Annotated in this window: 23 protein-coding genes; 10 read left to right on the top strand and 13 right to left on the bottom strand. The window is 68.6% G+C overall.

Translation table 11 applies throughout. The annotated features are described in order from the left end of the window. Positions 1-72 precede the first annotated feature (72 nt). From ACLBX9_RS05030 to ACLBX9_RS05010, 5 genes are read right to left on the bottom strand one after another with little or no spacing between them, the layout of a single operon-like run. Complete coding sequence (locus ACLBX9_RS05030) at positions 73-1,296, bottom strand: ABC transporter substrate-binding protein (protein WP_447718137.1); 1,224 nt, start codon at positions 1,294-1,296, stop codon at positions 73-75. Between the two features lie 4 nt (positions 1,297-1,300). Continuing rightward, positions 1,301-2,290 (bottom strand): branched-chain amino acid ABC transporter permease, encoded by a 990-nt coding sequence (locus tag ACLBX9_RS05025; protein ID WP_447718136.1) that lies wholly within the window; start codon positions 2,288-2,290, stop codon positions 1,301-1,303. Next, positions 2,287-3,150 carry a branched-chain amino acid ABC transporter permease gene (locus tag ACLBX9_RS05020; RefSeq protein ID WP_447718135.1) on the bottom strand — a complete coding sequence of 288 codons (864 nt, stop codon included), beginning with the start codon at positions 3,148-3,150 and terminating at the stop codon, positions 2,287-2,289. Before ACLBX9_RS05020 ends, ACLBX9_RS05025 begins: the two co-directional genes overlap by 4 nt. Further along, positions 3,147-3,875, bottom strand: coding sequence for an ABC transporter ATP-binding protein (locus ACLBX9_RS05015; protein ID WP_447718134.1), 729 nt, complete (start codon positions 3,873-3,875; stop codon positions 3,147-3,149). The genes ACLBX9_RS05020 and ACLBX9_RS05015 overlap by 4 nt, the downstream gene beginning before the upstream one ends. A 5-nt stretch (positions 3,876-3,880) precedes the next feature. Then, positions 3,881-4,708, bottom strand: a complete 828-nt coding sequence (locus ACLBX9_RS05010; protein ID WP_447718133.1) for an ABC transporter ATP-binding protein — start codon at positions 4,706-4,708, stop codon at positions 3,881-3,883. Positions 4,709-4,823: 115 nt separating this feature from the next. Here ACLBX9_RS05010 and ACLBX9_RS05005 point away from each other — a divergent pair, with 115 nt between their 5' ends. After that, positions 4,824-5,789: a LysR substrate-binding domain-containing protein gene (locus tag ACLBX9_RS05005; protein WP_447718132.1), complete on the top strand. Its 966-nt coding sequence runs from the start codon at positions 4,824-4,826 to the stop codon at positions 5,787-5,789. A 461-nt stretch (positions 5,790-6,250) separates the two neighbouring features. Here the strand turns inward: ACLBX9_RS05005 and ACLBX9_RS05000 are convergent, their stop codons facing one another. Continuing rightward, complete coding sequence (locus ACLBX9_RS05000; protein WP_447718131.1) at positions 6,251-8,014, bottom strand: SLC13 family permease; 1,764 nt, start codon at positions 8,012-8,014, stop codon at positions 6,251-6,253. 56 nt (positions 8,015-8,070) lie between these two features. Between ACLBX9_RS05000 and ACLBX9_RS04995 the strand changes: the two genes are divergently transcribed. Further along, the gene (locus ACLBX9_RS04995) at positions 8,071-8,604 is read left to right on the top strand and encodes a hypothetical protein (RefSeq protein ID WP_447718130.1); all 534 of its coding nucleotides are present in this window, start codon (positions 8,071-8,073) and stop codon (positions 8,602-8,604) included. Here ACLBX9_RS04995 and ACLBX9_RS04990 read toward each other — a convergent pair whose 3' ends face one another. The 4 genes from ACLBX9_RS04990 to ACLBX9_RS04975 form a co-directional block, all read right to left on the bottom strand. Next, a complete protein-coding gene (locus tag ACLBX9_RS04990; RefSeq protein WP_210186934.1) occupies positions 8,605-9,060 on the bottom strand; it encodes a CBS domain-containing protein in 456 nt (151 codons plus the stop codon). A gap of 69 nt (positions 9,061-9,129) precedes the next feature. Then, complete coding sequence (locus tag ACLBX9_RS04985; RefSeq protein ID WP_447718129.1) at positions 9,130-10,008, bottom strand: DMT family transporter; 879 nt, start codon at positions 10,006-10,008, stop codon at positions 9,130-9,132. A gap of 375 nt (positions 10,009-10,383) precedes the next feature. Next, a complete protein-coding gene (locus tag ACLBX9_RS04980; protein ID WP_447718128.1) occupies positions 10,384-11,067 on the bottom strand; it encodes a hypothetical protein in 684 nt (227 codons plus the stop codon). Positions 11,068-11,071: 4 nt separating this feature from the next. Then, the gene (locus tag ACLBX9_RS04975) at positions 11,072-11,716 is read right to left on the bottom strand and encodes a hypothetical protein (RefSeq protein ID WP_127993183.1); all 645 of its coding nucleotides are present in this window, start codon (positions 11,714-11,716) and stop codon (positions 11,072-11,074) included. 93 nt (positions 11,717-11,809) lie between these two features. Between ACLBX9_RS04975 and ACLBX9_RS04970 the strand changes: the two genes are divergently transcribed. Then, positions 11,810-12,793 carry a hypothetical protein gene (locus tag ACLBX9_RS04970; protein WP_447718127.1) on the top strand — a complete coding sequence of 328 codons (984 nt, stop codon included), beginning with the start codon at positions 11,810-11,812 and terminating at the stop codon, positions 12,791-12,793. A 34-nt stretch (positions 12,794-12,827) separates the two neighbouring features. Here the strand turns inward: ACLBX9_RS04970 and ACLBX9_RS04965 are convergent, their stop codons facing one another. Next, positions 12,828-14,012 carry a glycosyltransferase family 4 protein gene (locus ACLBX9_RS04965; protein WP_447718126.1) on the bottom strand — a complete coding sequence of 395 codons (1,185 nt, stop codon included), beginning with the start codon at positions 14,010-14,012 and terminating at the stop codon, positions 12,828-12,830. After that, on the bottom strand, positions 14,012-15,052 hold the full coding sequence (locus ACLBX9_RS04960) for a glycosyltransferase family 4 protein (RefSeq protein ID WP_447718125.1): 1,041 nt from the start codon (positions 15,050-15,052) through the stop codon (positions 14,012-14,014). Before ACLBX9_RS04960 ends, ACLBX9_RS04965 begins: the two co-directional genes overlap by 1 nt. 93 nt (positions 15,053-15,145) lie before the next feature. Here ACLBX9_RS04960 and ACLBX9_RS04955 point away from each other — a divergent pair, with 93 nt between their 5' ends. The 7 genes from ACLBX9_RS04955 to ACLBX9_RS04925 all read left to right on the top strand — a co-directional run bounded on the left by ACLBX9_RS04955 (position 15,146) and on the right by ACLBX9_RS04925 (position 23,063). After that, positions 15,146-17,197 (top strand): HAD-IIB family hydrolase, encoded by a 2,052-nt coding sequence (locus tag ACLBX9_RS04955; protein ID WP_447718124.1) that lies wholly within the window; start codon positions 15,146-15,148, stop codon positions 17,195-17,197. Next, complete coding sequence (locus ACLBX9_RS04950; protein ID WP_447718123.1) at positions 17,187-18,071, top strand: glycosyltransferase family 2 protein; 885 nt, start codon at positions 17,187-17,189, stop codon at positions 18,069-18,071. Before ACLBX9_RS04955 ends, ACLBX9_RS04950 begins: the two co-directional genes overlap by 11 nt. A 22-nt stretch (positions 18,072-18,093) precedes the next feature. Next, the gene (locus ACLBX9_RS04945; RefSeq protein WP_447718122.1) at positions 18,094-19,239 is read left to right on the top strand and encodes a glycosyltransferase; all 1,146 of its coding nucleotides are present in this window, start codon (positions 18,094-18,096) and stop codon (positions 19,237-19,239) included. Positions 19,240-19,280: 41 nt separating this feature from the next. After that, positions 19,281-20,222, top strand: a complete 942-nt coding sequence (locus ACLBX9_RS04940) for a glycosyltransferase family 2 protein (protein WP_447718121.1) — start codon at positions 19,281-19,283, stop codon at positions 20,220-20,222. After that, entirely contained in the window at positions 20,219-21,277 is a 1,059-nt protein-coding gene (locus ACLBX9_RS04935) for a glycosyltransferase (protein ID WP_447718120.1), read from the top strand. Before ACLBX9_RS04940 ends, ACLBX9_RS04935 begins: the two co-directional genes overlap by 4 nt. Before the next feature lie 65 nt (positions 21,278-21,342). Continuing rightward, on the top strand, positions 21,343-22,011 hold the full coding sequence (locus ACLBX9_RS04930) for a class I SAM-dependent methyltransferase (RefSeq protein ID WP_447718119.1): 669 nt from the start codon (positions 21,343-21,345) through the stop codon (positions 22,009-22,011). A gap of 920 nt (positions 22,012-22,931) precedes the next feature. Further along, positions 22,932-23,063: a hypothetical protein gene (locus tag ACLBX9_RS04925; RefSeq protein WP_010686503.1), complete on the top strand. Its 132-nt coding sequence runs from the start codon at positions 22,932-22,934 to the stop codon at positions 23,061-23,063. Between the two features lie 519 nt (positions 23,064-23,582). Here ACLBX9_RS04925 and ACLBX9_RS04920 read toward each other — a convergent pair. Beyond that, positions 23,583-24,359 (bottom strand): outer membrane protein (locus ACLBX9_RS04920; protein WP_447718118.1); only part of this gene is annotated, 777 nt, incomplete at its 5' end.

Genomic DNA, 24,359 nt, shown 5'->3' with positions numbered 1-24,359 from the left:
CGCGCGCGGAATGCACGTCCGCACGCCCCGTCGCTGATCCGGCAGTAAAAGGTACTAGGTTTGTTGGAATGATTAGCTGATGACGTCGACGATCCGGTTCTTTCCGCCCTCGATGACCTGATGCAGGAAAGAGCGGTTGATCTGGTCGCCGCGCTCGTTGAAGTCGCAGGTCGCGCCCGCCCCGACGAAGTTTATGTCCTTGCCGGCCCGGATCATCTCCAGCGCCGTGACGACGTCGTCGATCTCCTCGCCCGGCGGGTTGCACACCGCCCGGATGGATTTGGCCCAGCTGGTCGCCTCGGTGGTCTTCGCGTGCTCCATAGCGAGCGCGGTCACGCAGACTTGGTCGTGCATGTTGCCGGCGAATAGGAACACCGTGCCCTCGGGCGCGCCCATCGCTTTCACGAATTTCCTGTAGGCGGCGGCGTTCAGGGGCGGCGCCGGCTGCAGGTGATGGATGCCCTCAGCCACCTCCGGGCTGACGCTCTTGAGGAATGCGCCGTCGGCATCCGCGCCGGTGCCGAGCGCGACCACTTTCGAGCGGAAGCCGCCGCGATAGATCTCCTTGGCGATCGCCACCATGTCGGTGAGCAGCGCCAGGACGAACACGGCGTCGGGTTCCGGCCCGAAGGCATTCTGCACCTCGGCCCGGTAGGAGGCCTGTTCGGGGTTGTACATTACGACCTCTGTGACGGTACCGCCGCGCTTGGCCATCTCCGCCTTGAACGGCTCGATCATCGCCACGATGAATGGGTTCTGCTGGGCCAAGACGGCGACGTTCTTCGAGCCGAGATCATTGAGGATCTTGGCTCCGGCAGGCCCCCACTGCGTGCTCTTCGCCTGAAAGCGGTAGACGAGGTCCTTCGTCTCGCCCTCGGTGATCGCCGGCGCGGCCGCGGAGACCATCTGCACCTTGTTCGCACCGACGATCAGCGGTTTGGCCGCAAGCGCGGGAGGGCTGCCCCAGAACCCGCCGACCATCTCGACGCGGTTGACTTCAAGGAGTTTGCGCGTGGCCGCGACGCTCGCCGTCGCGCTCGTCTCCTCGTCCTCAATGAAGAGCTTGAGCTTACGCCCGCCGAGTATGCCACCGGCTTCGTTGACCGTCTTGGTCGCCAGCTCCGCTGCCTTCTTCATATCGGGACCGTAGGGGCCGGTCGCGCCGGTGAACGGGATGACGAAGCCGAGCGGGATCTCCGCGCCTTGTGCAGCAGCGCCACAGATGGAGCGGATCGCGAGCGGGCCAAGACCCAGTCCCGCAAGGAGGCGACGGCGGTTGAGCGCGGGATGGGCCACGATCTCAGATCTCCTGGTGATGAGAGGAGGACAGGCGTGGGTCGATCGCGGTGACGCGGCCCGCGCCGCCCCGGGCGTCGCCGCCCTGCGGATCGGCCAGCAAGGAGGCCGCCTTGCGTTGCGGCTCACGCAGCAAGCCCTGCGGACGCAACAGCAGGAGTAGGATGATGCCGAGGCCGATGCCGCCCAGTCGAAGTGCGGCGATCTGGGCGCCGTCGAGAGCCGGGACAAGGTCCTTCAGGAAGCGCGTGCCCTCGAGAAGCACCATGATCGTACCGGCTCCGAGCATCAGGCCGAGATTTGAGCCGCGCCCGCCGGCGATCACGGCCATGAAGGCGTAGGAGGTTGTGATCGCGGTGAATTGCGAGGGGTCGATGTAGGTCATGTAGAAGGCGTGAAGCGCGCCCGCGATGCCCATGACGGCCCCCCCGACGGCGAAAGCTTTGATCCGCAGGACCAGGACGGGTTTGGCGAGCGAGGCGGCCACGACCGGATCGTCGCGTACCGCCCTCAAAACTCGGCCGAACGGCGAGCGGACCAGGGCTTCGAGAACGAGGTAGACGATTGCGACGAGGGCAGCCGCGAAGCCGAAGAGCGCGACGTCCGAATGCTCCGGCGCGACCAAATTCGCGAAGGGACGCGGGATGCCGGCAATGCCGAGGGCCCCGCCTGTCAGCCGACCCTCGTTGAGAAGCGCGAGACGCACGACTTCGCCGAAACCGAGCGTCACGATCGCGAGATAATCGTCAGCGAGCCGGATCGAAAGGAAGGCCAACACGACACTCAGTGATGCACACAGGCCGCCGGCCATCAGCATCGCCGGCAGCCAGCCAAAGTGGGGGGTCAGCAGCGCCGTGGCGTAGGCGCCGAGCGCCACGAAGCCTACGACTCCGAAATTCACGAGGCCCGCGCAGCCCCATTGGACATTGAGAGCGAGGCCGACGAGTGCGGCGATCGCGACGATCACCAGCAGCGTGAGAAGGTAGGACGTCATTTGCGCACCGCCCGCGCACCTAGAAGACCCTGGCTACGCACGAGGAGAAGCAGGAGGATTACCGCAAAGCTGACCGCCTGGCGGTAGCTCGTCGGCACGACGAGGGTCGCGAGCTCCTCGGACAAGCCGACCGCGAGGGCGCCCGTCACGGCGCCCAGCGGACTTCCGAGGCCGCCGAGGACCGCGGCGGCGAAGACCGAGATCTGATAGCTCCAGCCGATCGTCGGCTCGACGGCTCGATCGAGGGCCGCGAGGACGCCGGCAAGCCCGGTGAGCACGCCGATGATCACCCAGGTGAGGCGGACGATTGCGTCCCGCTCGATGCCGCGAGCCGACGCGAGCATCGGATTGTCGGCCACCGCACGCATCGCGCGTCCAAGCGGCGTAGCGCGCAGCACGAGGTGGAGTAGCACCAGGCACAAAGCCACTGTCGCCGCGGTAACGATCTGCTCGTGGGTGATCCGAAGCCCCACGAAGCGCAGGGGGCGCGCGACTTCGACGTCGAGGCTGCGCGTCGTGTTGCCGAAGGCGAAGCGGCAGGTGTTCTCCAGGACGAGGGATACGCCCATCGAGGCGACCATCAACGCGACCGAGCCCTGCTCGCGCAGACGAGCGAATACGGCAACGTCGAGCAGCACGCTGACGAGTGCGACGAAGAGCGCGGCCAAGATCGCCACCGTGACGATGGGCATGCCGAATTGCACGTTGAAGACCCATCCGGCATAGGCGCCGAGCGTCAGGCTGCCTCCGACGGCGAAGTTCGGGAACTTCAGGACGCCGAAGGTCAGGCTGACCGCCAAGGCTGGCAGGGCGAGTAGCAGGCCGCTGACGATCCCGTTCAGGAGGACCTGACCCATCATGCGGCCCGCGCGAAGAAGAGGTTGCCGAGATCGGCCAAGCTGATCTCGGCGGCCGGGACATGCAGGCTCACGCGGCCGGCGACGAGCACGAGGACCTCGTCGGCGATGCGCAGCGCCGCTTGCACGTTTTGCTCAACGAGGACGATCGAGGTGCCGGCCGCCCGCACCCGCATGATGGCGTCCATCGTCTCAGCGACGAAGCGCGGCGACAGGCCAGCCGAGGGCTCGTCGAGGAGCAAGACCTCCGGATTGGCGAGCAGGGCACAGGCGAAGGCGACCATCTGCCTCTGGCCGCCGGATAGGTTGCCGGCGAGCGTGCGCGTGCGCGCCGCGAGCTCGGGGAACAATGCGAGCACGCGCTCCTCCTGCTCGCGGCCGGTGCCGGGCCGGCGCCGAATAAACTCGGTCGCAAGCTGCATGTTCTCGCGCACCGTCAGAGTCGCGAAGACGTTCTTCTCCTGCGGCACGTAGGCGACGCCCTCGGCGACCCGCCGGGCCGCCGACAGGCTCGTCACGTCGCGACCGGTGACGTGGATCGACCCGCCTCTTGGCCGCAGAAGGCCGGCGAGCGTCTTCACGAGGGTCGACTTGCCGGAGCCGTTCGGCCCGATCACGGCGAGTACCGTCTCGGGTCGGTGATCCAAGTCGATGCCGCGCACGATGTCGCCGCCGCGGCCGTAGCCAGCGCGCAGGTCGCGGACCGCGAGGGCGGGTATTGACGCCACGGGCGTCACGCGGCGAGCCCGAGATAGGCGTCGACGACGCGCGCATCAGCGGTCACCTCGGCAAAACTCCCGGAGACCAAGCGGCGCCCCTCAGCCAGGACGTGAATGTGGTCGCAGATCTCGCGGATCAGGTGCATGTCGTGCTCCACGATGACGAAGGTGAGGCCGGCCGCACGCAGCTCGCGGATGAGGGCGATGATCTCGTCGAGCAGCGGCGGCGCGACGCCGGCTGCCGGCTCGTCGAGGCAGAGCACGACCGGGTCGCGCATCAGGGCGCGGGCGAGTTCGAGCAGCTTCTTCTGGCCACCGGACAGAGAGGCGGCCGGGGCGTCCGCGAGCCGCCAGAGGCCGATCCGTTCGAGGAGCGCGCGGGCGCGCCGCGCCCTTGCCCGTTCTTGCACTTCCACTCTCGATCTGCGGAACAGCGCGCCGACGATCCCTTCGCCGATCTGATCGCCGGGTGCGAGGAGCAAGGTCTCCAGGACGGTGAAGCCCGCGAGGTCTCGCACGATCTGAAAGGTCCGCACGATGCCGCGAGCGGCCACCGCGTGCGACGGTAAGCCGGTAATTTCGGCGCCGCGAAAGACGACGCGCCCAAAATCCGGGCGAGTTAGCCCCGACATTACGTTGAGCAGCGTGGTCTTGCCGGCCCCGTTCGGACCGATGATGCCGGTGACTGAACCGCCCGCCACCGTCAAGGAGCATCGGTCGAGCGCAGCGGCACCGCCGAACGCCTTCCGGATTTCCTCGATCGCAATCACCGGCGGCATGATGCGCGCTCCCGTCCCGTTAAATGATGGCGTCGACGATGAAAGAATGATGCCGATCTGCACATTCTGTACGCATCACTGCATAATTATCTCTCATTTGGGCCTAACATCTAAGCCAATTCTCTGTAAGTCAGTAGAAACATAGACTTTACGGATCTGGCATGCAAATTTATAATACTTGGATGAAACCAAAATCCTGCTTATGACGCAGTCGTCTCTGCTCGATCTCGCCCTGCTCCGGACCTTCGTGCTCTTTGTGGAGGAGCGCAGCGTCACGCGCGTTGCGCAGCGCCTGCATCGCACGCAGCCTGCCATCAGCCTTCAGCTCAATCGCCTCGAACTGATCGTCGGACGTCGGATCTTCGAGACGGATCTGCGCCGACCTAAGCTCACGGCCCAGGGTGAGACCCTGCTGACCTACGCGCGCAAGCTCCTCGACCTGCACGATGAGGCGCGCGCCAGCTTGGTATCTGACACCGTATCGGGACGTGTCGTGCTGGGTTGCCCCGACCTCTATGCCGCCTTCCTGCTGCCCCGAACCCTAGCGCGGTTCCAAGCCGCCTATCCGGCGGTCGAGGTTACCGTGCGCTGCGCACTTAGCCGGCAGGTGGCCCAGGCGATGGAGGACGATGAGATCGACGTGGCGCTCGCTACACGGATGCCGGATGTGCTGCCGCGCATCCCAAGCATCTCCCTCCTACGGCGCGAGCGCCTGAACTGGCTAGGCGCTGAGGCCGGTACAGCGCATCGGCGCACGCCGCTGCCGATCGCCATGCTGCCGGAGGGCAATCTGTACCGCGATCACGCGCTCGCCGCACTTGATCGACGCGGTATCGAATGGCGGATCGCCTGTGTCTCCGAGAGTATCGCTGGGTTGCAGGCGATGGCGCTCGCTGATGCGGCGATCATCGTTTTGGCGCAGAGCGTAACATTCCCCGGGTTACGGCGACTAGGTCGCAGCGACGGCCTGCCTCAGCTTCCCGACGTTGAACTCATGCTCTGGCAGCGGCAGCCGGGTCGATCGTCGGCGGCCGATCACCTGGCAACGCACATCGCGCGTGATGTTGGCGAACTCAGCGAGGCCGGAACCAAATCCTCACCGGCGAACAGAGATCCTCGTTCGCCAGTCGATCTCGATGCGTGAGAAGTCGCCGAATGACGGCCTGACGGTCGTAGGGCCTAGAACGGATCGATGGATGCGCACCGATCGAGACGGTCAAGCACAGCTTCGTCACCCGTGAGGATGGCTCAGCGCTGACGGCCCAGGTTGCCTGCATCTTTACTCCGCTTTGAATGCCGTCCCCGCGCTAGGGAGAAGGCCGCAGGTACGATTGGCGGACGGCTGAGATGTTCGCGCGAGGGCCGTTATCGCGGGCTTCGATCGAGACCCGTGTTAAACGCCGGTACAGCATCAGGAGATAGCCAGTTCGAGGTGTATCAAGGCGCATCTACAGAGCTGCTGCAGCGTCTGCTTCAGAGAAGCCGCCAGAGACGCCATAGCGGCCGTGATGGACGCAAAGCTACCAGCCGGAGTTGGCCGAAAGCGGAACGGCAGCTTTCAGCAGGGACGGCAGGAAGAGCGGATAGACGCATACCCTGCACAGATCACACGGGATGAAGAGGCCAGACAAACGCAATTAGAGGAATACCGACCACGATCACGATGAGTGAGAGCGGTAGCCCGAGCCGCGCATAGTCACCGAAACGGTAACCACCCGGGCCCATCACGAGCGTATTACACTGGTGGCCAATCGGCGTGAGGAAGTCACAAGCGGCGCCCAGCGCTACCGCCATCAGGAAGGGATCCAGGCTGAGGCCCAGCCTGGTCGCAAGCTTCGCGGCGATTGGACCCATCACGAGAACCGTGGCGGCGTTGTTGAGAAACGGCGTGACCGCCATCGCCAGGATCAGGACGGCGCCGAGGGCTGTGATCGGTGAGAGACCCTGCACCAAGGCCGTGAGTTGGCCGGCGATCAGGTCGGCGCCGCCCGTGCTGCTGACGGTCTCGGAGATTGGGATCAAGGCACCCAGGAGGACGAGCACTGGCCATTCGACGGCTTGGTAAGCCTCGTGCGGCGTCAAGCTCCGCAGAAGCAGCACGGCGACCACCGCACCGAAGAAGGAGACAGCGACGGGCACGACGTGAAGGGCGACGAGGCCCATGGCCAGGAACAGGATCGCGGCCGGCAGCCAACTCCGGTCGTTCCGGCCGAGGGCGATCTCCCGAGCGGCGAGGGGGAGCACCTTGAGCGTCCCGAGGGCCGATGCCAACGCCGCACTGTGCCCGCGCACCACGACGACGTCCCCAGCCCGGAAACGGACGGAGGACAGGCTCTGTTCGATGCGGCGGCCGCGCCGGCTGACGGCGAGGATCCCCAGACCGGAACTGTGCTCCAGATCGAGTTGAGCGGCGGTGCGCCCGATTAGTTCGGACTCCGCCGTCACCACGCCCTCCATCACCACGGCCTCCGCCGCGGGCGCGGCGCCGGCTAGGGCCAGTCCGGTGCGTGCCACGAAGCGCTCGAGGGCGTCCGGCTCGCCGTTGAGCAGGAGCACATCGTCGCCCCTAAGCCGGAAGTCCGGGCTGGCCGGGTAGCGCCGAAAACGCTCGCGCAGGATGGTGGCGACGCTGACATCCCCGTCACCCTGGGCCTCCAGGAAGGCCACCGTCCGGTCGACCGCCGGATGCTCCGGCGGGAGGCGCGCCTCCGTCGTATAGCGCTCCAGCGTGAACGCCGCCTCCATCGAGCGCGTGCCTCCATCCCGCCGGGGCAGTAGGCGCCATCCGAGGCAGAGAAAGACGAAGCCTGCCGCGGCCACGCACAGACCCACGGGGGCGTAGTCGAACATGCCGAAGGGTTTACCGGTCAAGTCGGCGCGGACCTTTGAGACGATCACGTTCGGCGATGTGCCCACCAGCGTGACGATGCCGCCGATGAGCGAGGCCGAGGCCATCGGCATGAGCAGCGCCGAGGGTGTTGTCCCGCTGCGGCGGGCAACTTGCAGCGCGATCGGCATGAAGATGGCGAGCGCACCGACGTTCTTCGTCACCATCGATAGGAGGAGGACCCCGGCCACGAGGATGGGCACTTGGCGGACCGGGCTGGTCATGTACGGCATGAGCGGACGCATCAGGGTCTCGACCGCGCCGGAGCGAGCAATGGCCACCGAGAGGACGAGGGCAGACCCGACGATGATCACGATGTCGTCGGAGAATCCCGAGAACGCCTTGTCGGCGGGCACGAGCCCCACCGCGATGCCGACGGCGAGAGCGGTCAGGGCCACGAGATCGTAGGGCAGGCGATCCCACACGAAAGCGGCTACCGTCACGCCGATCAGGCCGAAGGCGAGCACTTGATCGACGGTCATCCAGAGACACCTGTTCGGGACACCGTCGCAACGGCGCGGGCTGAGAGGGGTAGGCGTTGGAGCAGGCCGGGGAACGACGAGATCATCCGGCAGGGGACGGGGGAGCGGACGCGGTCGATCGCCGGCACCGCGCTATCCCCCCCGGCCGGCGGCAGATCCTCGAAGTGGTCGGGCAAAAAGTCGTCCATGGCTTTTTGCAGAACCGCCACCAGACCCTGATGCCGCTGAGTGTCAATCTGGCGCGGCTTTCCGGCGCGGAGCGCACCGCCCTCGCTCGCTTCGCCGCGGTGGTGGCCCGGTCGAGCGGTCCAGCGCCGGTGCTCGATCCGATCCGGGCTTGGCTCGTCGCCTCGGGGGCCGACGCCGAGATCCTCGCGACGTTCGACGCCGCCCTTCGGACGCCGCCGCCACTCGACGAGGCGTTGGCGGGCCTGAGCGAGCCCGACACCGGCCTGATCGGCTTCATCCTCTGCTTGATCGCCGCCCGGCACGCTGGGCCGCCGGGATGGGCCTTCGCGGACTACGTCGCCTTGCATCGCGGCCTGCCCACCACGGCCGTGCGCGCCGCAGAGCGCCGCTATCGCGAGTGATCAGACGTCCGTTGCCCCTTCCGTGAGCGCCTGCAGGGATACCTGCAAGGCATCGTCGCTCACGAGCAGGTGGCGCGAGATGTCGGCGAGGGTCAGCCAGCCTACGACCTTTCGAGTCCCATCGACCACCGGAAGGCGCCGAACGTAGTTCGACCCCATGATATCGAGGGCCGCGCGGAGGGAATCGCCGGGATCGCAGGAGAGGACGGGGCGCGAGGCGACCTCCTGGACTGCCACGGAGGTGGGATCGCGCCCACGGGCGACGACCCGATAGAGCAGATCCCGATCCGTGACGATGCCGACCAGCTGATCGGCCGAGCCGACCGGCAGCGCCCCCACCTCGATTTCGCCCATCAGGACCGCCGCAGCCTGCACGCTCGATTGCGGCTCTATGAACTCGACGTCGCGGGCCATCACGTCGGCGACGCGAAGGTGCTCGGCGGACAGTTTCGGCATTGCGCCCTCTGCAAGGTGGGGGACCGGTGGGACAGCCGCCGTGATCGCCTCGGCGATGACGGCCGATCATCACTTTCTCAAAGCCAGGACGACGCCTCCCAGCGTCAGCGCCATGGCCAGCATTTCCCGCGGACCCAAAGGCTCGCCGAGGAACAACGTCGCGGAGAGGATGCCGATGAGAGGGACGAGCAGCATACTCGTGGAAGCCGCCACGGGCGGCAACCGTCGAAGCGCCTCGAACCACGTGAGGAAGCAGGCAGCCATTGGGATCAGGGTGACGTAGACGAACGCCCATGCGCTCGCGCCGCTGAGCGCCATGACGGCCGGCCGTTCGAGCGTGATGCCGAGCACCACCATCGGCAGACAGCCCAGTCCGACTTGCCACGCGGTCATCGCGAAGGGGGGCACTGGCAGAGCGCGGCTATTGAGGACCGCGCCGAGCGCGAACAGGACCGCAGCCGCGAGCGCGAATCCGATGCCGGGCAATTTCTCCTCGCCCAGGGCGCCTGCGCCAGCACCGAGCAGCACGCCGATCCCGGAGAGGCCGAGCACCAGCGCGAGTAAGCCCCGCAGCGTCGGGCGATGGCCGGACACCGCCCAGGCGAACAAGGTCGCCCAGACCGGCATCGAATAGACCAACAGGGCGGCCTCGCTGACGGTGATCCAGCGCAGGCTGAGCGACGAGAAACCCATCCACGCAAAGACGTTGGTGTACGCTGCCATCGCCAGCCGGGCGCGAGCCCCCCGGGGCACGGAGAGACGTTCGCCGCGCATCAGCGCCACAAGGGCGAGCAGCATTGCTGCGATCAGGCCCGCCGCGCCCCGCCCGAACAGCGGGGGCCAGCTTTGCAGGACGACCTTCATCGCCAGCCAGCCGAACCCCCACCCGAGCGCGGTCACGAGGAGCGCCGCAAAGCCGGTCGCGCCGTTCGTGTTTGCTGGTGACATGGTGGCTGGCGTAGCCGATCACGCTCCATTGTCGAGCTTCGTGATCGACGTATCTCAACGACTTTTGCGACCCTGACTCGTCTCGGATTCGCGATCTCCACATTCAGAAGTGTCGGCTCGGAAGCAGCCTTCCTGCTTTCGAGCCATCTGAGACGTTCATGCGGGCGGTCAGCGTCGGCTGATCTTGGCCGAAACCTGCCATTCCGCTTCTGAATGCCGCCCTCCGGTCTGCAGACGTTCTCCTCCCTGCCCGACAGCAACCCACTGACAGGCGTAGGGTCATGCGAGAATGTGGCCCGTAGCCAAAGAGCAGCTTCCGAGCTTCTGGGCCAGATAGGTCGTACTTCTTGCGGCTGGCTTGAACACAACAACGCTTCAGATGCCGTCGGCCGAGATGGCGTCGGGAATCCTCCATCCGCTACGCGTCCACGCAGCATGCACGGCCCCAGTCGCCGTATCGGGCTTCGCCGCTCCAATGAAGATCACGACCGGGCCATGGGTGTCGCGCCGGGGATCATAGAAATCGAGCAGACCGGGATGAAGGCGCTGAATGAAATTCGGATGCCGGCCGCTCCGACGCAGCAGGTGGTCGATGACGACCTGATCGCCATGCACAGCGTTCGGCACGGGGCCGCAGGACCCCGGGCTCATCCAGCGGTCCGGGTCGGCCGCGAAGGTCGTGTAGAGAAACGCGAGTTCGTCCCCGGACCATCGCAGCAGCGCGCTGGAGAGGCGCCCCGTGTGGAAATAGTCCTCCATCGCGGCGAGGCCGGGCTCGGCCAGGGCATCGGCCGGGCCGGTCAGCACCGTATCAAGGTCGCACAGGAGGGTCGGACCCGTGCTGAGACCGGGCCGGAACGCCTCCATCTTCGCCCACCAGGCCGGCCAAGCGTGCCGGAGCGGGATCGTCTCCACGCCCGGAACCGCCACCGGCAGATCCGTCAGGCAGAGGATCCGGTCGAACGCCGGGGCGTGGCGGCGGATGCCGCCCGCGAGGCGGGCGACCCAGGTCGCGTCGTAGCGCCCGCCGCCCTTCAGGACGGTGATCAGGGTGGTCATGCGGTCATCGCTCGGTCGGAGATGGCGGATGCACGCGGATGCGTCCGGCAGCCTCGGCCTCGGCGAACCATGCGCGCTCGGCCGCCCAGGGATGCCCGGGCCAGCCGGCGAAACCGAAGCCGTAGGCCTGCGCCGGCCGTACCCCCGCTGAGCGGCCGAGCAGCAGCGCGAGCGTCACGAGGAAGCCGGTGCTCGGGTTCGGGCGCCCCGCCGTTTGGGGAGCCAGCAGGGTGTGGGCCTGCTGGTGCAGCGCCGTGGGCAGGAGATGGACCGGGCGGCCCAGCGGCCGCAGCAGCGCCAGCATCTCGCGGGTCCAGCAGATCGGCTCAGGGACGTTGTGCTCCGCCGGCAGCATCGGAAAGGGCAGGATGAAGGCCTGTGCGGCGCGGACCACCGGGCGCTCAAGGAAGCGCCGGTCCGCCAGCCATTCCCGCGTCTGGCCGCCGCGATTGACTAGGGCGAGATGCGTGACGCGGTGGCCGGTGCCGCCGCCGAAGCCGGGCGCGTTGTTGAAGCGGACGATGCTGTCCGCCGCATCGATCGCGGTGGCGCACGCCCCCGTCCCGGGCGCGTTGCCGACGATGGCGAGGGACCCGTCAGCGGGCAGGCCGGCGCGTCCGGCGGAGAGGGGGTCGACGTCCGGGATCACGTACGGCAGGGGTTATCGGAACCGCGAAGGTAAGGCGCGGGCCCGACGCATCCAGGCCTCTCCTGCCTGATCACGGGCGCGGGAGACGGGATCATGCGGCGGTGTTTCGTCTGTGCGGCCGCCATGATAGGGCCGAGCGACCGGACTCTATCCTATCCGGGCGGGGCGCGCCGCGCCTTCCCGCTAGCCTGCAATGCCTGCGGGGTCCTGCTCGCGGAGAACGGGGATGCGGAGGCCTGCCACGCGCATCTGGCCCAAAGCCTCGCCGGTCCCATCTTCGCGCCGGACCAGGGAGCGCCCTACGGCCTCGACCTCTACACCCTACGCAGCGCCGCGACCCGCTGGAGGCTCGGCACCCGCCCCCGCGACGCGGCCGGCCGCGCGGAACTCCGGCACCCCCACGGCACCCGGGCGGCCGAAGCCGAACTGTTTCCCCTCGGGGCAGCCGACGAAAGCCCGGTCTCCCTCGGCCTCCTCTGCCGCCCGGCGGACCGGGATGCGGTCCTGGCATCGCTGCTGGCGCAGGCCGGCTGGACGGACGATGTCGCGATCCTGATCGACGGGCCGGCGCGGGCGGCGGAGCCGGTCCCGGTCGCGGGCTTCGCCGCGGGGGCGGTACGCGTGGCCACCCGGCCCCTAGACGGGGATTTCGCCGCGCAGCGCAATGCCCTCCAGGGCCTCGCCCGCCACCGCTGGATGCTCCAGCTCGACGCCGACGAGGCGCTCGCCCCGGAGACCGGCCGCTTGCTGCCCGCCCTGGCGGCCCTGGCCGAGGCGGAGGATGTCGTCTCGATCGGCCTCGCCCGGGCGAACCGGGTCGACAGAATCCTCTCGGACGTCTTTCCTGATGTCCAGTACCGGTTGAACCGCACCCATCTGGTCTATGCCGGGCGCGTCCATGAGCGCCCGGTTCTCTCCGGTGGCTGGCCCGGGAGCCTCATCGCCCTGCACGGCTGCATCGCGCATCGCCTGAGCGCGGCCCATGTCCGGACCCGGTCGCGGCGCTACGAGGCGCTCGATCCTGGGCGCGGACGTCTGGAGGAAGAGGCCGCGCTGCTGCGCCCCTACGCCGACTGACGGGCCGGAGCCGCCCGAATCCGGGTGGCCGCGCTCAGCCGTCCCGTGCCGCAGCGATCGCCCGCTCGTAGAGCGCCAGGGTCTCGCGCCCGAGGCTCGCCCGGCTGAAGCGCCCGGCCGCCGCCAGGGCGCGGGCGCGATAGGCGCGGCGCAGGTCCGGATCAGTGAGGAGCGGACGCAGGGCGTCGGCGAGGGCCGCTCCGGTCGCGGTTGCAGCCAGGGGGCCGGCGCCGGGCATGCCGACGAAGGCGCGGGCACTCGCATCCTCGGCGCAGGCCACGACCGGCCGGCCATAAGCGAGCGCCTCCTGGTAGACGAGGCCAAAGCTCTCGTAGCGCGAGGGCGCCAGCACCGCATGGGCCTCGCCATAGGCCGCCGACAGCGCCCCTCCGTCGATCCGGCCCCGGACGCGGATGTGCCGTCGCGCCGTCTCGGGCAGATCGGCCGGGAGATCGTCCGGTGGCACTCCGACTAGGTCGAGCTGGAAGGCGGGCAGCGTTCCCCCGGCCCGCTCGGCGCCGAGGATCGCCATCGCGCCGAGAAGGCCATCGAACCCCTTCCGCGCCTCCGCCCGCCCGACGAAGAGCAGGCGGATCGGTTCCGCCGCCTCCGGATAGGGGGCACCGCTTGCGGCCTCGGCGACCTCGGGGGGAAGGCTGAGACCGATCACCGCTTCGGGTTGCCGTCCGGTCAGCCCGTAGGAACGAGCGATCACCGCCGCATGCGCCGCGGTGTTGGCGATGAGCCCGGCGCTCGCCCGGGCCTGTCGGCGCTCCAGGCGGTCGGCCGTCCAGCCGTCGAGGCGGTTGCGCAGGCTGCCGGCCGGGTCGCGGGTGAAGGCGGCCGGCGTGGAGCTGCGGGTCACCAGCGGCAGATCCCGTCGGCCGGCGAGCAAAGCGGCCGGCGCGTACCAATTGGTCGCTTCGACCACGGCGAAGGGCGCCCGGCGATGCGCGTCGAGTACGGCACGCCGGAAGGCGAGCGGGGCGGCGAGATGGCCGGCGGAGCCCCAGAGGCGCAGGCGCGCCAGGGCGCTTCCCGGCGCCCGGGCGAGGCCCGCCACCGCGACGCCGCCGATCCGCTTGTGTCCGGACCGGTCGAGGGTGAACACCGTCACCGCCGCGCCCGCCTCCGCGAGGCTCTCGGCGATCTCTCGGGCCGCGGTGGAAAGCCCGCTCGGCGATGGTGGGTAGTCCCAGGCCAGGAGGGCGGTGCGCATCAGGCGGCGAGCAGGCGATGATAGAGGGCTAGGTAGTCCCGGGCCATGCGTTCGGCGGTGAAGCGCGCCTCGAACCGGCGGCGGATCCCGGCGCGGTCGAGTTGCTCGATCCGGGCCAGCGCCGCGACCGCCTCGGCTTCGGTGGAGACAATGAAGCCCGTCACCCCGTCCTCGACGATCTCGGGGACCGAGCCGCGGTCCCAGGCGACCACCGGGGTGCCGCAGGCCATCGCCTCGATCATCACGAGGCCGAAGGGCTCGGGCCAGTCGATCGGGAACAGGAGCGCCCGGGCGCCCCCCAGGAGCTCGCCCTTCCGGGCATCGTCGACCGGTCCGAGATAGGTCGCGTTGGAGCCGAGGAGCGGACGCACCCGGGCATCGAAATAATCCGGGTTGCCGACATCGATCGTGCCGCCGAGCCGGATCGGCAGGCCGGCAGCGCGGGCGACGCGGATCGCCACGTCGGGCCGCTTCTGGTCGGTCATGCGGCCCACGAACGCGACATGGTCGTCCGGCGTGGCGCGCAAGGCGTAGCGCGCCCGGTCGATGCCGTGATGCACGATGCCGGCCCGGTTGGACTCCGGGATGCCGGCCACCTGCGCGGCCGAGATCGCCGCCACCGGCAGGTCCGGGAAACCCTGAAAGAACAAAGCCCGGTCGAGTTCGTCGACCCGCCAGTGGATGGTGGTCAGGCTGTGCCGGCGGCGCTCACCCAGGAGTGCCGCATGCGCGAATTCGCCGTGGCAATGAACGATGTCGAACGCGTCGAGCCGGCGGCGCAGGGCCTCCAGCTGCAGGGCGTCCAGGGCAGCCGCCACCCCGGGTGCGACGCGCCCGTATTGCCGTTCCAAGCCCGCGAGGCTCGGGTAATCGCCGACACGCGGCAAGTCTGTCGCACTGTCCGAAGAAGCAAACAATGTTAGTTCTACGCCCAAGCTTCGCAGCGCCGTGCTGAGATCATGCACAACCCGCTCGGTGCCGCCGTGATGGGCTGGGGGAACAGGAAATATGTTCGGTGCGACCTGGGCGACGCGAAGCACGGCAACCTCTTTACATATGTTAAGCCGAAGCGCGGCAATCGCTTTACATAAGTTAAGTGTCCAGGGCCGCTCGAGAGCCGCAGCGTACGCCTGATGTTTGTCCTGCACATCGCCCTGCAGGGCTGCCTGCGCGGCGACGGCGTCGTCTACGGACTGACCGCCGACACCGGCGGCCATATCCGCTATCTGCTCGATCTGGTTTCGGCCTCGGTGCAGGACCGCGATCTCACGCGGATCGTGGTGGCGACCCGCCTGTTTCGTGGCTCCCTCGGCGCCGCCTACGCCGTGCCCGAGGAGCCGATCGCCGACAAGGTCACGCTCGTGCGGCTCCCGAGCGCGTCCCCAGACTATCGCGCCAAGGAGGCGATGCACGCCGAGGTTGCGTCCTTCGCCGAGAATCTCATCCGCTGGATCACCGCCCAGGACCGGCCGCCGGATCTCATTCACGCGCATTATGCGGACGCAGCGACGGTGGCGGCCCTGGTGGAGGATCGCCTTGGCATCCCCTTCGTGTTCACGGCCCATTCCCTCGGACGCGTGAAGGCGACGATGCTGGGCGCGGTCCCTGTACAGCCCGATCTCGCGCGCCGAATCGCCGCCGAGGAAGAGGCGTTGGCGCGGGCTCAGCTCGTGATCGCCTCCTCGCGGGACGAGGCCGAGGTGCAGTACGCCGGCTATGCGGCCTACGATCCCGGGCGCGTCCGCGTCTTGCCTCCGGGCAGCGACCTCGCCCGCTTCGCCGCGGCCAAGCCGCATCCCCGGGTCGACGCCGCGATCGACCGCTTCCTGAACGATCCGGACAAGCCGGCGATTCTGGCGCTCGCCCGGCCTGTGGCGCGCAAGAATCTCGCGGCGCTGGTGCGCGCCTACGGCGAAAGTCGTGCGCTCCAGGCCCGCGCCAATCTCGTAATCGTCGCCGGGACCCGCGACGACATCGACACTCTCGACGGCGACATGGCCGCGACCATGCGCGACCTCCTTGTCCTGATCGATCGCTACGACCTCTACGGGCGCGTCGCCTACCCGAAGACGCACCGTCCGGAGGACGTGCCGGCGATCTACGCCCATGCCCGGGTCCGGGGCGGCCTGTTCGTCAACCCGGCCCTCAACGAGCCCTTCGGCCTGACGCTGCTGGAGGCTTCGGCCGCCGGCCTGCCGCTGGTCGCCACCGACAGCGGCGGCCCCAACGACATCGTCGAGACCTGCGGCAACGGGCTCTTGGTCGATCCCCGGGCCCACGGGGCGATCGCGCAAGCGTGCCTGCGGATCCTGGGCGATCCGGCCCTTTACGCACGCTGCGTGGCTGGCGGCGCCCGGGCGGCTGCGGCTTACGACTGGGACCGGCACGCCGCCCGCTATCACGTCCTGCTGCGCGCGCTGCTGGCCGCGGAGTCGTCCAACCAGACACCCCGGCAACTGCTCGTCTGCGACATCGACAACACGCTGGTCGGCTGCGATGCGGCGATGGGGATCTTCCGCCGCTGGCGCAGCCGCCAGGCGGGGCTTGCCTTCGGCGTCGCAACCGGCCGGTCCTTCCACAGCGCGATGGCCGTGCTGGAGCAGCAGGTCAGCCCCCGGCCGCAGGTGATGATCACCTCGGTGGGGTCCGAAATCTACCACCTCGACGCCAACGGCGTGACCTACACGGCGGACGCCGCATGGCGCCGGAGCATCGAGCCCGCCTGGGATCGGCCCGCCGTGCAGGCGGCGCTCGACGGGCTCGACGGGCTGAGCCCCCAGGGTCCTCTGGAGCAGCGGGCCCTGAAGCTGAGCTATTTTGGTGATGCCGTGGCCGAACGGCGCGTCCGCGCGCGCCTAGCAGAGACTGGTATCGCCGCGCGCGTGATCCACAGTCATGGACGGTATCTCGATGTCCTGCCGGAGGCCGCGTCGAAGGGGACTGCCGTCGACCACGTCCGAGCCCTGTACGACCTGCCGGAGCACGCCGTGTTCGTGGCTGGCGATTCCGGCAACGACATCGAGATGCTGGGCGCTCGGGTGCAGGCGATCATCGTGGCGAACTATTCCGACGACCTCGCAAGCCATGCCGCCCTGAAGCACTCCTACGTGTCCCGCCGGACCCACGCGCGGGGCATCATCGAAGGGGTCTCGCACTTCCGCCGGATGCTTGCCGATGTCGGCTGAGCACGGGGTGGAGCCGGCTCCCAGCGTCCTGACCCTGGTCCGCGGCCGGACCGACCGCCTGCGCAACCTGATGCAGGGTCTCGCCCGCCAGACGCTGGCCCCGCGGGAACTGGTCATCGCCTGGATGCAGCCGGATCCGGAGCCGGAGCTGCCCGATCTGGGCTGCCCGGTCCGGCACCTCCACGTGCCGGGCGAGCCGATGCCGCTCGCCGCCGCCCGCAACCGGGCCGCCGAGGCGGCCACGGCGGATCTCCTGCTTTTCCTCGACGTGGATTGCATCCCCTCGCCCGGTCTGGTTGCGGCCTATGCGGGGGCGGCCCGGACGACGCGGGGACTGTTCCTCGGCGAAGTCCTCTACCTGCCGCCCGGGGCGCTCGAACACGATCCCGATCCCGCGGTGCTCGACCGCCTGGGCCGGCCTCATCCGGCCCGGCCCGCCCTGCCCGAAACCGGTCTGCGGCCGGAACCCGATGCCGGCCAGCTCTGGGGCCTGTCCTTCGCCCTGCCGTCCGCCTCCTGGCGCGCCGTCGGCGGCATGGACGAGGCCTTCGTGGGCTACGGCGGTGAGGAGACGGACCTCGCCGCCCGGCTCGCCGCCTCCGGGCTGCCAACCTTCTGGGTCGCGGGCGCCCGCGCCTATCACCAGCACCATCCGGTCCACGTGCCGCCCCTCCAGCACTTCGCGCCGATCCTCGCGAACGCGGCGCGGTTCCGGGCGCGGCACGGGCGCTGGTGCATGACCTACTGGCTTAGTCAGTTCCGCGAGGCCGGGCTGATCGACTGGGACGCCGACGCCCCTGCGATCCGCCTGATCCGCCTGCCGACCGGACCCGAGATCGCCGCCGCCCTGAGGCCCGACGCCCTGTATTCCTGAGATCGAGCCAAAACCCACCGCCATGAAGAAGCCGATCGCGTTCTTCGTTCATCACCAAGGCCGCGGCCATGCCAACCGCACGATGGCGGTGGCCGCCGAGTTTGCCCGAGACCGCACCGTCTCGGTGCTGACCGCCGATCCGCGCCTGTTCGACGGCTTCGGCCGCGACATCGAGATCGTGGCGCTGCCCAACATGATCGGCGCCGCCGTGCCGACGGCGCGCCTATACGCCGAGCCGACGCCCCAGGTGATGCACTGCGTCCCCCTGGGTCTCGACGCGATGCGCCGGACCATGCGGGCTATTCTCGACCATCTCGACGAGCGCGGAATCGGCCTGTTCGTGGTCGATGTCTCGGCGGAGATCGCGCTGCTCGCGCGCATTGCCAGCGTGCCGGCAGTGCAGATCCGCATGCACGGCGACCGCTCCGATATCGGCCATGTCGGCGCCTACGAGGCCTGTGTGGGGATGCTCGCCCCCTTCGACGAGCGCCTGGAGCAGGACGAGTACCCGGCCAGCTTACGCGCCAAGACCTTCTACAGCGGCGGCCTGTGCACCAGCGTCGACCGGGTGCCGGAGCGCGCGGATGCCCGCGCCAAGCTCGGCCTCGACCCTCAGCGGGAGATCGTCGTGGCGGTGACCGGCGGCGGCGGCAGCGGCACGCCCTACGCGCCGCTCACGGTCGCGGCCCGCGCCGAACCCGACGCCCTGTGGCTCACCCTCGGGCCGACCCATCGCGAGGGCCACGAGACCGATTTCTCCAATCTGCGCGAACTTGGCTGGGTGCCGTCGGTGACGAACTACCTCGCCGCCGCCGACATCGTGATCGCCTCGGCGGGCGACAACACGGTCCATGAGGTCGCCCGGGTCGGCGGGCGCCTGATCGTCATGCCGGAATGGCGCTACTTCGCCGAGCAGACCCGCAAGGCCGAGGCCCTGGTCCGCCTCAGCGCCGCCGTGCAAGCCCCCATCTGGCCCGGCGATCTTCAGGGCTGGCGCGACCTCCTCGCCCGCGCCCGCGCCCTCGACGTCACCGCCCTGCGCGGCCTCTATGCGCCCGATGCCGCCGCCCGCGCCGCCGGCTGGCTCGAAGGGCTGACCGACACGCTCTGGGACCTTGGACCCGCCGAGGTCGAACCCACCCCGCTTCAGGACATTGCGGCCGAATGAACGCCGCCCTCTCCCCGCGTCGACCGGAGCCCGCCCCCCGCATGTTCACCGTTTCCGTCGTGACCCTCGCGAAGGGCCGGCCGGCCCATCTGCGCAACATGCTCCTCGGCCTGGAGCGGCAGACGCAAGCGCCCGCCGAGTTCATCGTCGCGGTGATGCAGGACACGCCCTACGACCTGCCCGCGGTCGGCTTCCCCGTGCGCCAGATCCTCGTGCCGGGCAGCGAGCTGCCGCTGGCGGCCGCGCGCAACGGCGGCGTGGTAGCGGCGTCCGGCGATGCCGTGGTCTTCCTCGACGTCGATTGCATCCCCGCGCCCGAACTCGTCGCCGATTACGCGCGGGGGCTCTCCGAGCTCGACGGGCTGCTGATGGGCGAGGTGCTGCACCTGCCCGAGCGCGCCACGACGGACGCCTGGGACTACGTCGGGCTCGACGTCGTGGCGGAGAAGCATTCCGACCGCCGCGGCCCGCCGGCTTCCGGCATCGAGATCTGCCACGATTACCGCTGCTTCTGGTCGCTCAACTTCGCGATCCGGCGCGCGACCTTCCTGGCGACCGGCGGCTTCGACGAGCGCTACACCGGCTACGGCGGCGAGGACACCGACTTCGGCAAGATCCTCGACCAAGGCGGCATCCCGATCGCCTGGATGAAGGGCGCGCGCGCCTATCACCAGTACCATCCGCACCACATGCCGCCGGTCCATCACCTCGAGAGCGTGGTGCGCAACGCCGAGCTGTTCGAGGCCAAGTGGGGCTACCGCACCATGGGCCACTGGCTGTACGCCTTCAAGGTGATGGGCCTGATCGACGACACGCCCGACCGGCCGATCCGCATCCTGCGCCGGCCCGACGCCTCCGATCTCGCGCTGACCGGCCAGCAGGGCCACCAGCCCTACACCAACTCGGCCTCGGTGATCCGCGCCATCGAGGCGAGGCAGGACGCCGAGACCCGGGCGGATGCGCCCGCGCCGGTGACGGCGTGAGGATCGCGCTCCTTGCCCATCTGCGCCACCCGATCGCCCCGCCCTTCGCGGGCGGCCTCGAAGCCTACACATGGAACCTTGCGCACGGCCTAACCGCCCGCGGGCATGAGGTTCAGCTGTTCGCCTCCGGCGACAGCGACGCGTGCTTCGCCCTGGATCCTGTGATCCCGGTCCATCATGAGCGGAGCTACAGCGGTCTCGAGCACCGGGGCGATGTTGGGCTGAAGAGCCATCTCGACGCTGGCTACGCTGCCGCCTGCGACCGGATCGCCGCCGGAGGCTTCGACGTGCTTCACAACAACAGCCTGAGCCGATTGCCCCTGGAAAAACGGCGCACTGCCGCGACGCCGACCGTCACGTCGCTGCACGTGCCGCCCTACGATGCGCTGCGCTGGTTCGTGCAGGCGAGCCCCGCCCCCGGACACCGGATCACCACGACGTCCCGGGCGCAGCTAGATGCGTGGTGGCCGGACGGGGCGCCGCCGGAGGCGTCGGTGCTCCACAACGGCATCGATCCCGCCGCCTGGCCCTACCAGCCGCGCGGCGACGGCAGCGCGGTCTGGTGCGCGCGCCTCGCATCGGTCAAAGGCGCGCATCACGCGATCGCGGCGGCGCGTCGGGCTGGGCTACCGCTGACCCTGTTCGGGCCGATCGAGGAGCCCGAATATTGGGAGGGTCAGGTCGTGCCGCTGCTCGGAGGATCGATCCGCTACGGTGGTCAACTCAACGGCGCGGATCTGGCTGTGGAGGTCGGCCGCGCCTCCGTGTTCCTGGCCACCCCGTGCTGGGACGAGCCGTTCGGGCTGGCGGCGATCGAGGCGATGGCCTGCGGCCTGCCGGTCGCCGGCTTCGCCCGGGGCGCCGTCCCGGAGGTCGTCGGCGATGCCGGATCCCTCGCTGCACCGGGGGACGAGGAGAGTCTTACCCGCGCCATCGGCGCGGCGCTCGCGATCCCGCGGCCGGTCCCGCGCGGGCGTGTCCTGCGCCTGTTCACCCACGCATGCTGGCTCGACCGATGCGAGGCGCTCTATGCGCAGGCCCGCGCCGTTTCGTGACCCACCGCTCCTCCCGAGGGTCTGCCCGTCCTGCGCCCCTCCAACACCCTGAAATCAAGAGTGACATGACCCGTCAGGACCTGATCGCCGCCCTTTGGCACGGCCGCGACCCCTTCGCGGATCCCCCGGCGGACCTACGCGACGGCGACCTGCAAGGCTGGCGCGGCATCCACCCCTACCTCGTGGAGGCGGTGATCGAGTTCCGGCCCCGCGTGGTCGTCGAAATCGGGACTTGGAAGGGAGCCAGCACCCTGTTTCTCGCGCGATCCATGGCCGAGCACACTGTCGCCGGCACCGTGATCGCGGTCGATACGTGGCTCGGAGCCGTCGATCATTGGGCGGACGAGGCGCTTTTCGCGGAACTTGCCACCGAGCATGGCTATCCGAGCCTCTACCGAACCTTCCTGGCCTATGTGGTGCGCGAAGGCATGACGGACCGCATCGTGCCGTTACCGCTCGACTCGGTGAATGCCGCGGAACTCCTGCGTCTGCGCGGCGTGACCGCCGACGTCATTCATCTCGATGCCGGGCACGAGGAGGCGTCCGTCGCGGCGGACCTGCGCGCTTGGTGGCCGGTCCTGCGACCTGGAGGCCTCCTGATCGCCGACGATTACGACCGCCTGGGCGGCCGCTTCCCGGGTGTGACCAGGGCGGTCGATGCGTTCTGCGCCGAGGCCAGAGCGCGGGGACCGTGGTCACTGCGGGGAAAGTGCAAGTTCACCAAGCCGGTTTAGGGCCAATCCAGTGCTTCGCTTGCAGGCCGCTGATTCCGTCTACGGTAGGCTACCCTGGACTTGGCGGCAGAGAAATCAGTCCAGAGGTGATGTCTGCTTTCGGAATGACGGCGGTACGATCTCTTCGTATGTATTGGGCGCGAAGTCGAACGTCCGGTTTTGTGCACTGAGGTGATCTGGCGTGACGTAATCTGGCCGAAAGCAGCCGGCCTGCTTTGGCGAGGGACCACGGGAAATGCGGACAGTCTCCTATCGACCGATAGCTGTGTCAAAACTCAAGGGAATTACGAGCCCGTAGAAGAAATACCTCCGCGCCGTTGGTAAGCGTTTCCCATACTCGACGGCGCGTTCGGTGACGTGGAGGGCGCGGATATGGCCCCAGCGTCGTCTATGTGGGTCGTGGCTGCAGCTACCGCTTCCACTGCAGCAACTCCTGGGGCCGCTGCATTCCGAACGACTGAGCACCGACCTGCACGCCACGCGATATGATCAGTTCAGATCTGATTTCTCTCGCGGACCCCGTTGCTCGGCGGGCCCCTGATGGCGGAGGTCTCGATGACCCCCGCAGAAACCCACATTGTTGCCGCAGTGTTGCTCAAGCTTGGCCATAAGCGTTGCCGCGTTCTTTATGTGTTGCGTAACGGAGTCGCCACACCCAGGAGAGCCAATGCTGGTCAACCACGAGCGCCGCCTGCTGAACAAAGCCGCGCAGTCCACCGATGGGCGTATCTCCGTCAAACGTCAGCGGGACCGAGCATGGCCTGGAGATCACAGTCGGTTGCGTGGCCTCGAAAGCCGAGGCGATTTCGTGTGGGTCGGAGAGCAGGCGGGCCCTCATCTAGGTGGCACCTTCTCTCAACGTGGCAGATTACTGCAGCAGGCCTACAGCAGCTGGAAGTAATTGAAGGTCGAAGCGTCTGATGGCCTCGGTCAAAATCCGCATTTCCGACGACGGCACCTTCGCGGTTTACCGCAACGGGACCGCCGTCGCTTCGGGACTGACGCTCGACCAAGCTCAGCGTTGTGCAGCCGTGCTTGGTTGGCTCGCGTAGCAATCTTGGATTGTCGACCCCCCAGGATGCGCGAGCAGCTTTCCTGAGGAAATATCACGGTTTCGTGAGCGCGGGCATCCTAGGTTAGTGTTGTGCGCATCTCGCTGTTGGTAGCTCGGTAGGTCGGCATTAGCCGGCCGCCACGTCCGCCTGACGTAAGCCCCTCAGCGACAAGGGCGGACGTGGATGCATGGTTTTTGCTCTGTCTCAGCTTCGAGTCTCCTCTCGACCTCCACGCTCGCTCGCCTCTCTCAGCAGGCCGGTCGCGGGTAGGCGTGGATGTCTGCCTCGACAACTTGCCGACTGCCCGATTGCGGTACGATGTCAGCACAGAAAAACACCCTAGGAGCGGGTGCTCCCAGGGTGTAGCCGACCTCGCGGCCAGTTTGATCGGGCTGGGAACGCGAAGGTCAACCGGACGGCTGCTCTTCTGCGGCGAGGAGTGATGGAGAGGACCAACACCCCCTCGCCCCAGCACCGCGTCTCCCGGCATAGCCGCCGGGAGCAGCTCGACCGATCTCAGTAGGAGCCGAACTTGAAGTTCAGGCCGGCGCGGGCGATGCCGCCCTCGGTCCGGAAGCGCGAGATGTAGCCGATGCCCGGTCCCCCGACGGAGCCGACGAGCAGGTTGTGGCTGCCGAGATCGTAGCGCAGATACTCGGCCTTGAGCGTCACGGCGCTGGAGCGGAAGAAGTTCAGGAACGAGTCGGTCGGCAGCGCGTACTCGATGCCGCCGCCGTAGGCGTATCCGGTGTCGATCCGCGAACGGCTGCCGAAGTAGGTGAGCGGGGCACCGGTCTGGAACCCGGCGCGCTGAGTCACGTCGCCGTAGGCGAAGCCGCCGGTGCCGTACACGAAGACGCGGTCGAAGGCGTAGCCGACGCGTCCCCGCACGGTACCGAGGAAGCTCAGATCCGTCCGGTAGGTGTTGGTCAGGACGTTCGGGTTGAAGGCGGGACGGAAGATCGACTGCACGCCGGTGCGCTGCAGATCCATGTAGGCGGCATCCGCCTCGACGCCGACCACGATGCCGGAGCCGGGGGTGAACTGATAATTGTAGCCGACCTGGCCGCCGGCGGTGAAGCCGTCCTGCGGCAGGCGGACGGCCGGGCTGCGCAGCAGGTTGTTCACGTTGCTCTGGAGGGCGCCGATGCCCACGGTCCGGATCGTGTCCGCCTCGGTGTAGGCGTAGCCCGCATTGATGCCGAAATACGCGCCCGTCCAGGTGAAGACCGGGACCGGCGTGAACACCGGCGGCGGCGCGGCCCGGCGCGGCAGGTCGGCGGCCGACGCGGC

The sequence above is a fragment of the Methylobacterium sp. A49B genome (genome assembly GCF_053346215.1).
This window is presented reverse-complemented; position numbering and strand designations above follow the sequence as displayed.

Bases quoted from the DNA above. Each gene is read 5' to 3' on its own strand.
- ACLBX9_RS05025 (WP_447718136.1), bottom strand. From the start codon at position 2,290: ATGACGTCCTACCTTCTCACGCTGCTGGTGATCGTCGCGATCGCCGCA.
- ACLBX9_RS05020 (WP_447718135.1), bottom strand. From the start codon at position 3,150: ATGATGGGTCAGGTCCTCCTGAACGGGATCGTCAGCGGCCTGCTACTC.
- ACLBX9_RS05000 (WP_447718131.1), bottom strand. From the start codon at position 8,014: ATGACCGTCGATCAAGTGCTCGCCTTCGGCCTGATCGGCGTGACGGTA.
- ACLBX9_RS04990 (WP_210186934.1), bottom strand. From the start codon at position 9,060: ATGCCGAAACTGTCCGCCGAGCACCTTCGCGTCGCCGACGTGATGGCC.
- ACLBX9_RS04985 (WP_447718129.1), bottom strand. From the start codon at position 10,008: ATGTCACCAGCAAACACGAACGGCGCGACCGGCTTTGCGGCGCTCCTC.
- ACLBX9_RS04980 (WP_447718128.1), bottom strand. From the start codon at position 11,067: ATGACCACCCTGATCACCGTCCTGAAGGGCGGCGGGCGCTACGACGCG.
- ACLBX9_RS04970 (WP_447718127.1), top strand. From the start codon at position 11,810: ATGCGGCGGTGTTTCGTCTGTGCGGCCGCCATGATAGGGCCGAGCGAC.
- ACLBX9_RS04965 (WP_447718126.1), bottom strand. From the start codon at position 14,012: ATGCGCACCGCCCTCCTGGCCTGGGACTACCCACCATCGCCGAGCGGG.
- ACLBX9_RS04955 (WP_447718124.1), top strand. From the start codon at position 15,146: ATGTTTGTCCTGCACATCGCCCTGCAGGGCTGCCTGCGCGGCGACGGC.
- ACLBX9_RS04950 (WP_447718123.1), top strand. From the start codon at position 17,187: ATGTCGGCTGAGCACGGGGTGGAGCCGGCTCCCAGCGTCCTGACCCTG.
- ACLBX9_RS04945 (WP_447718122.1), top strand. From the start codon at position 18,094: ATGAAGAAGCCGATCGCGTTCTTCGTTCATCACCAAGGCCGCGGCCAT.
- ACLBX9_RS04940 (WP_447718121.1), top strand. From the start codon at position 19,281: ATGTTCACCGTTTCCGTCGTGACCCTCGCGAAGGGCCGGCCGGCCCAT.
- ACLBX9_RS04930 (WP_447718119.1), top strand. From the start codon at position 21,343: ATGACCCGTCAGGACCTGATCGCCGCCCTTTGGCACGGCCGCGACCCC.
- ACLBX9_RS04925 (WP_010686503.1), top strand. From the start codon at position 22,932: ATGGCCTCGGTCAAAATCCGCATTTCCGACGACGGCACCTTCGCGGTT.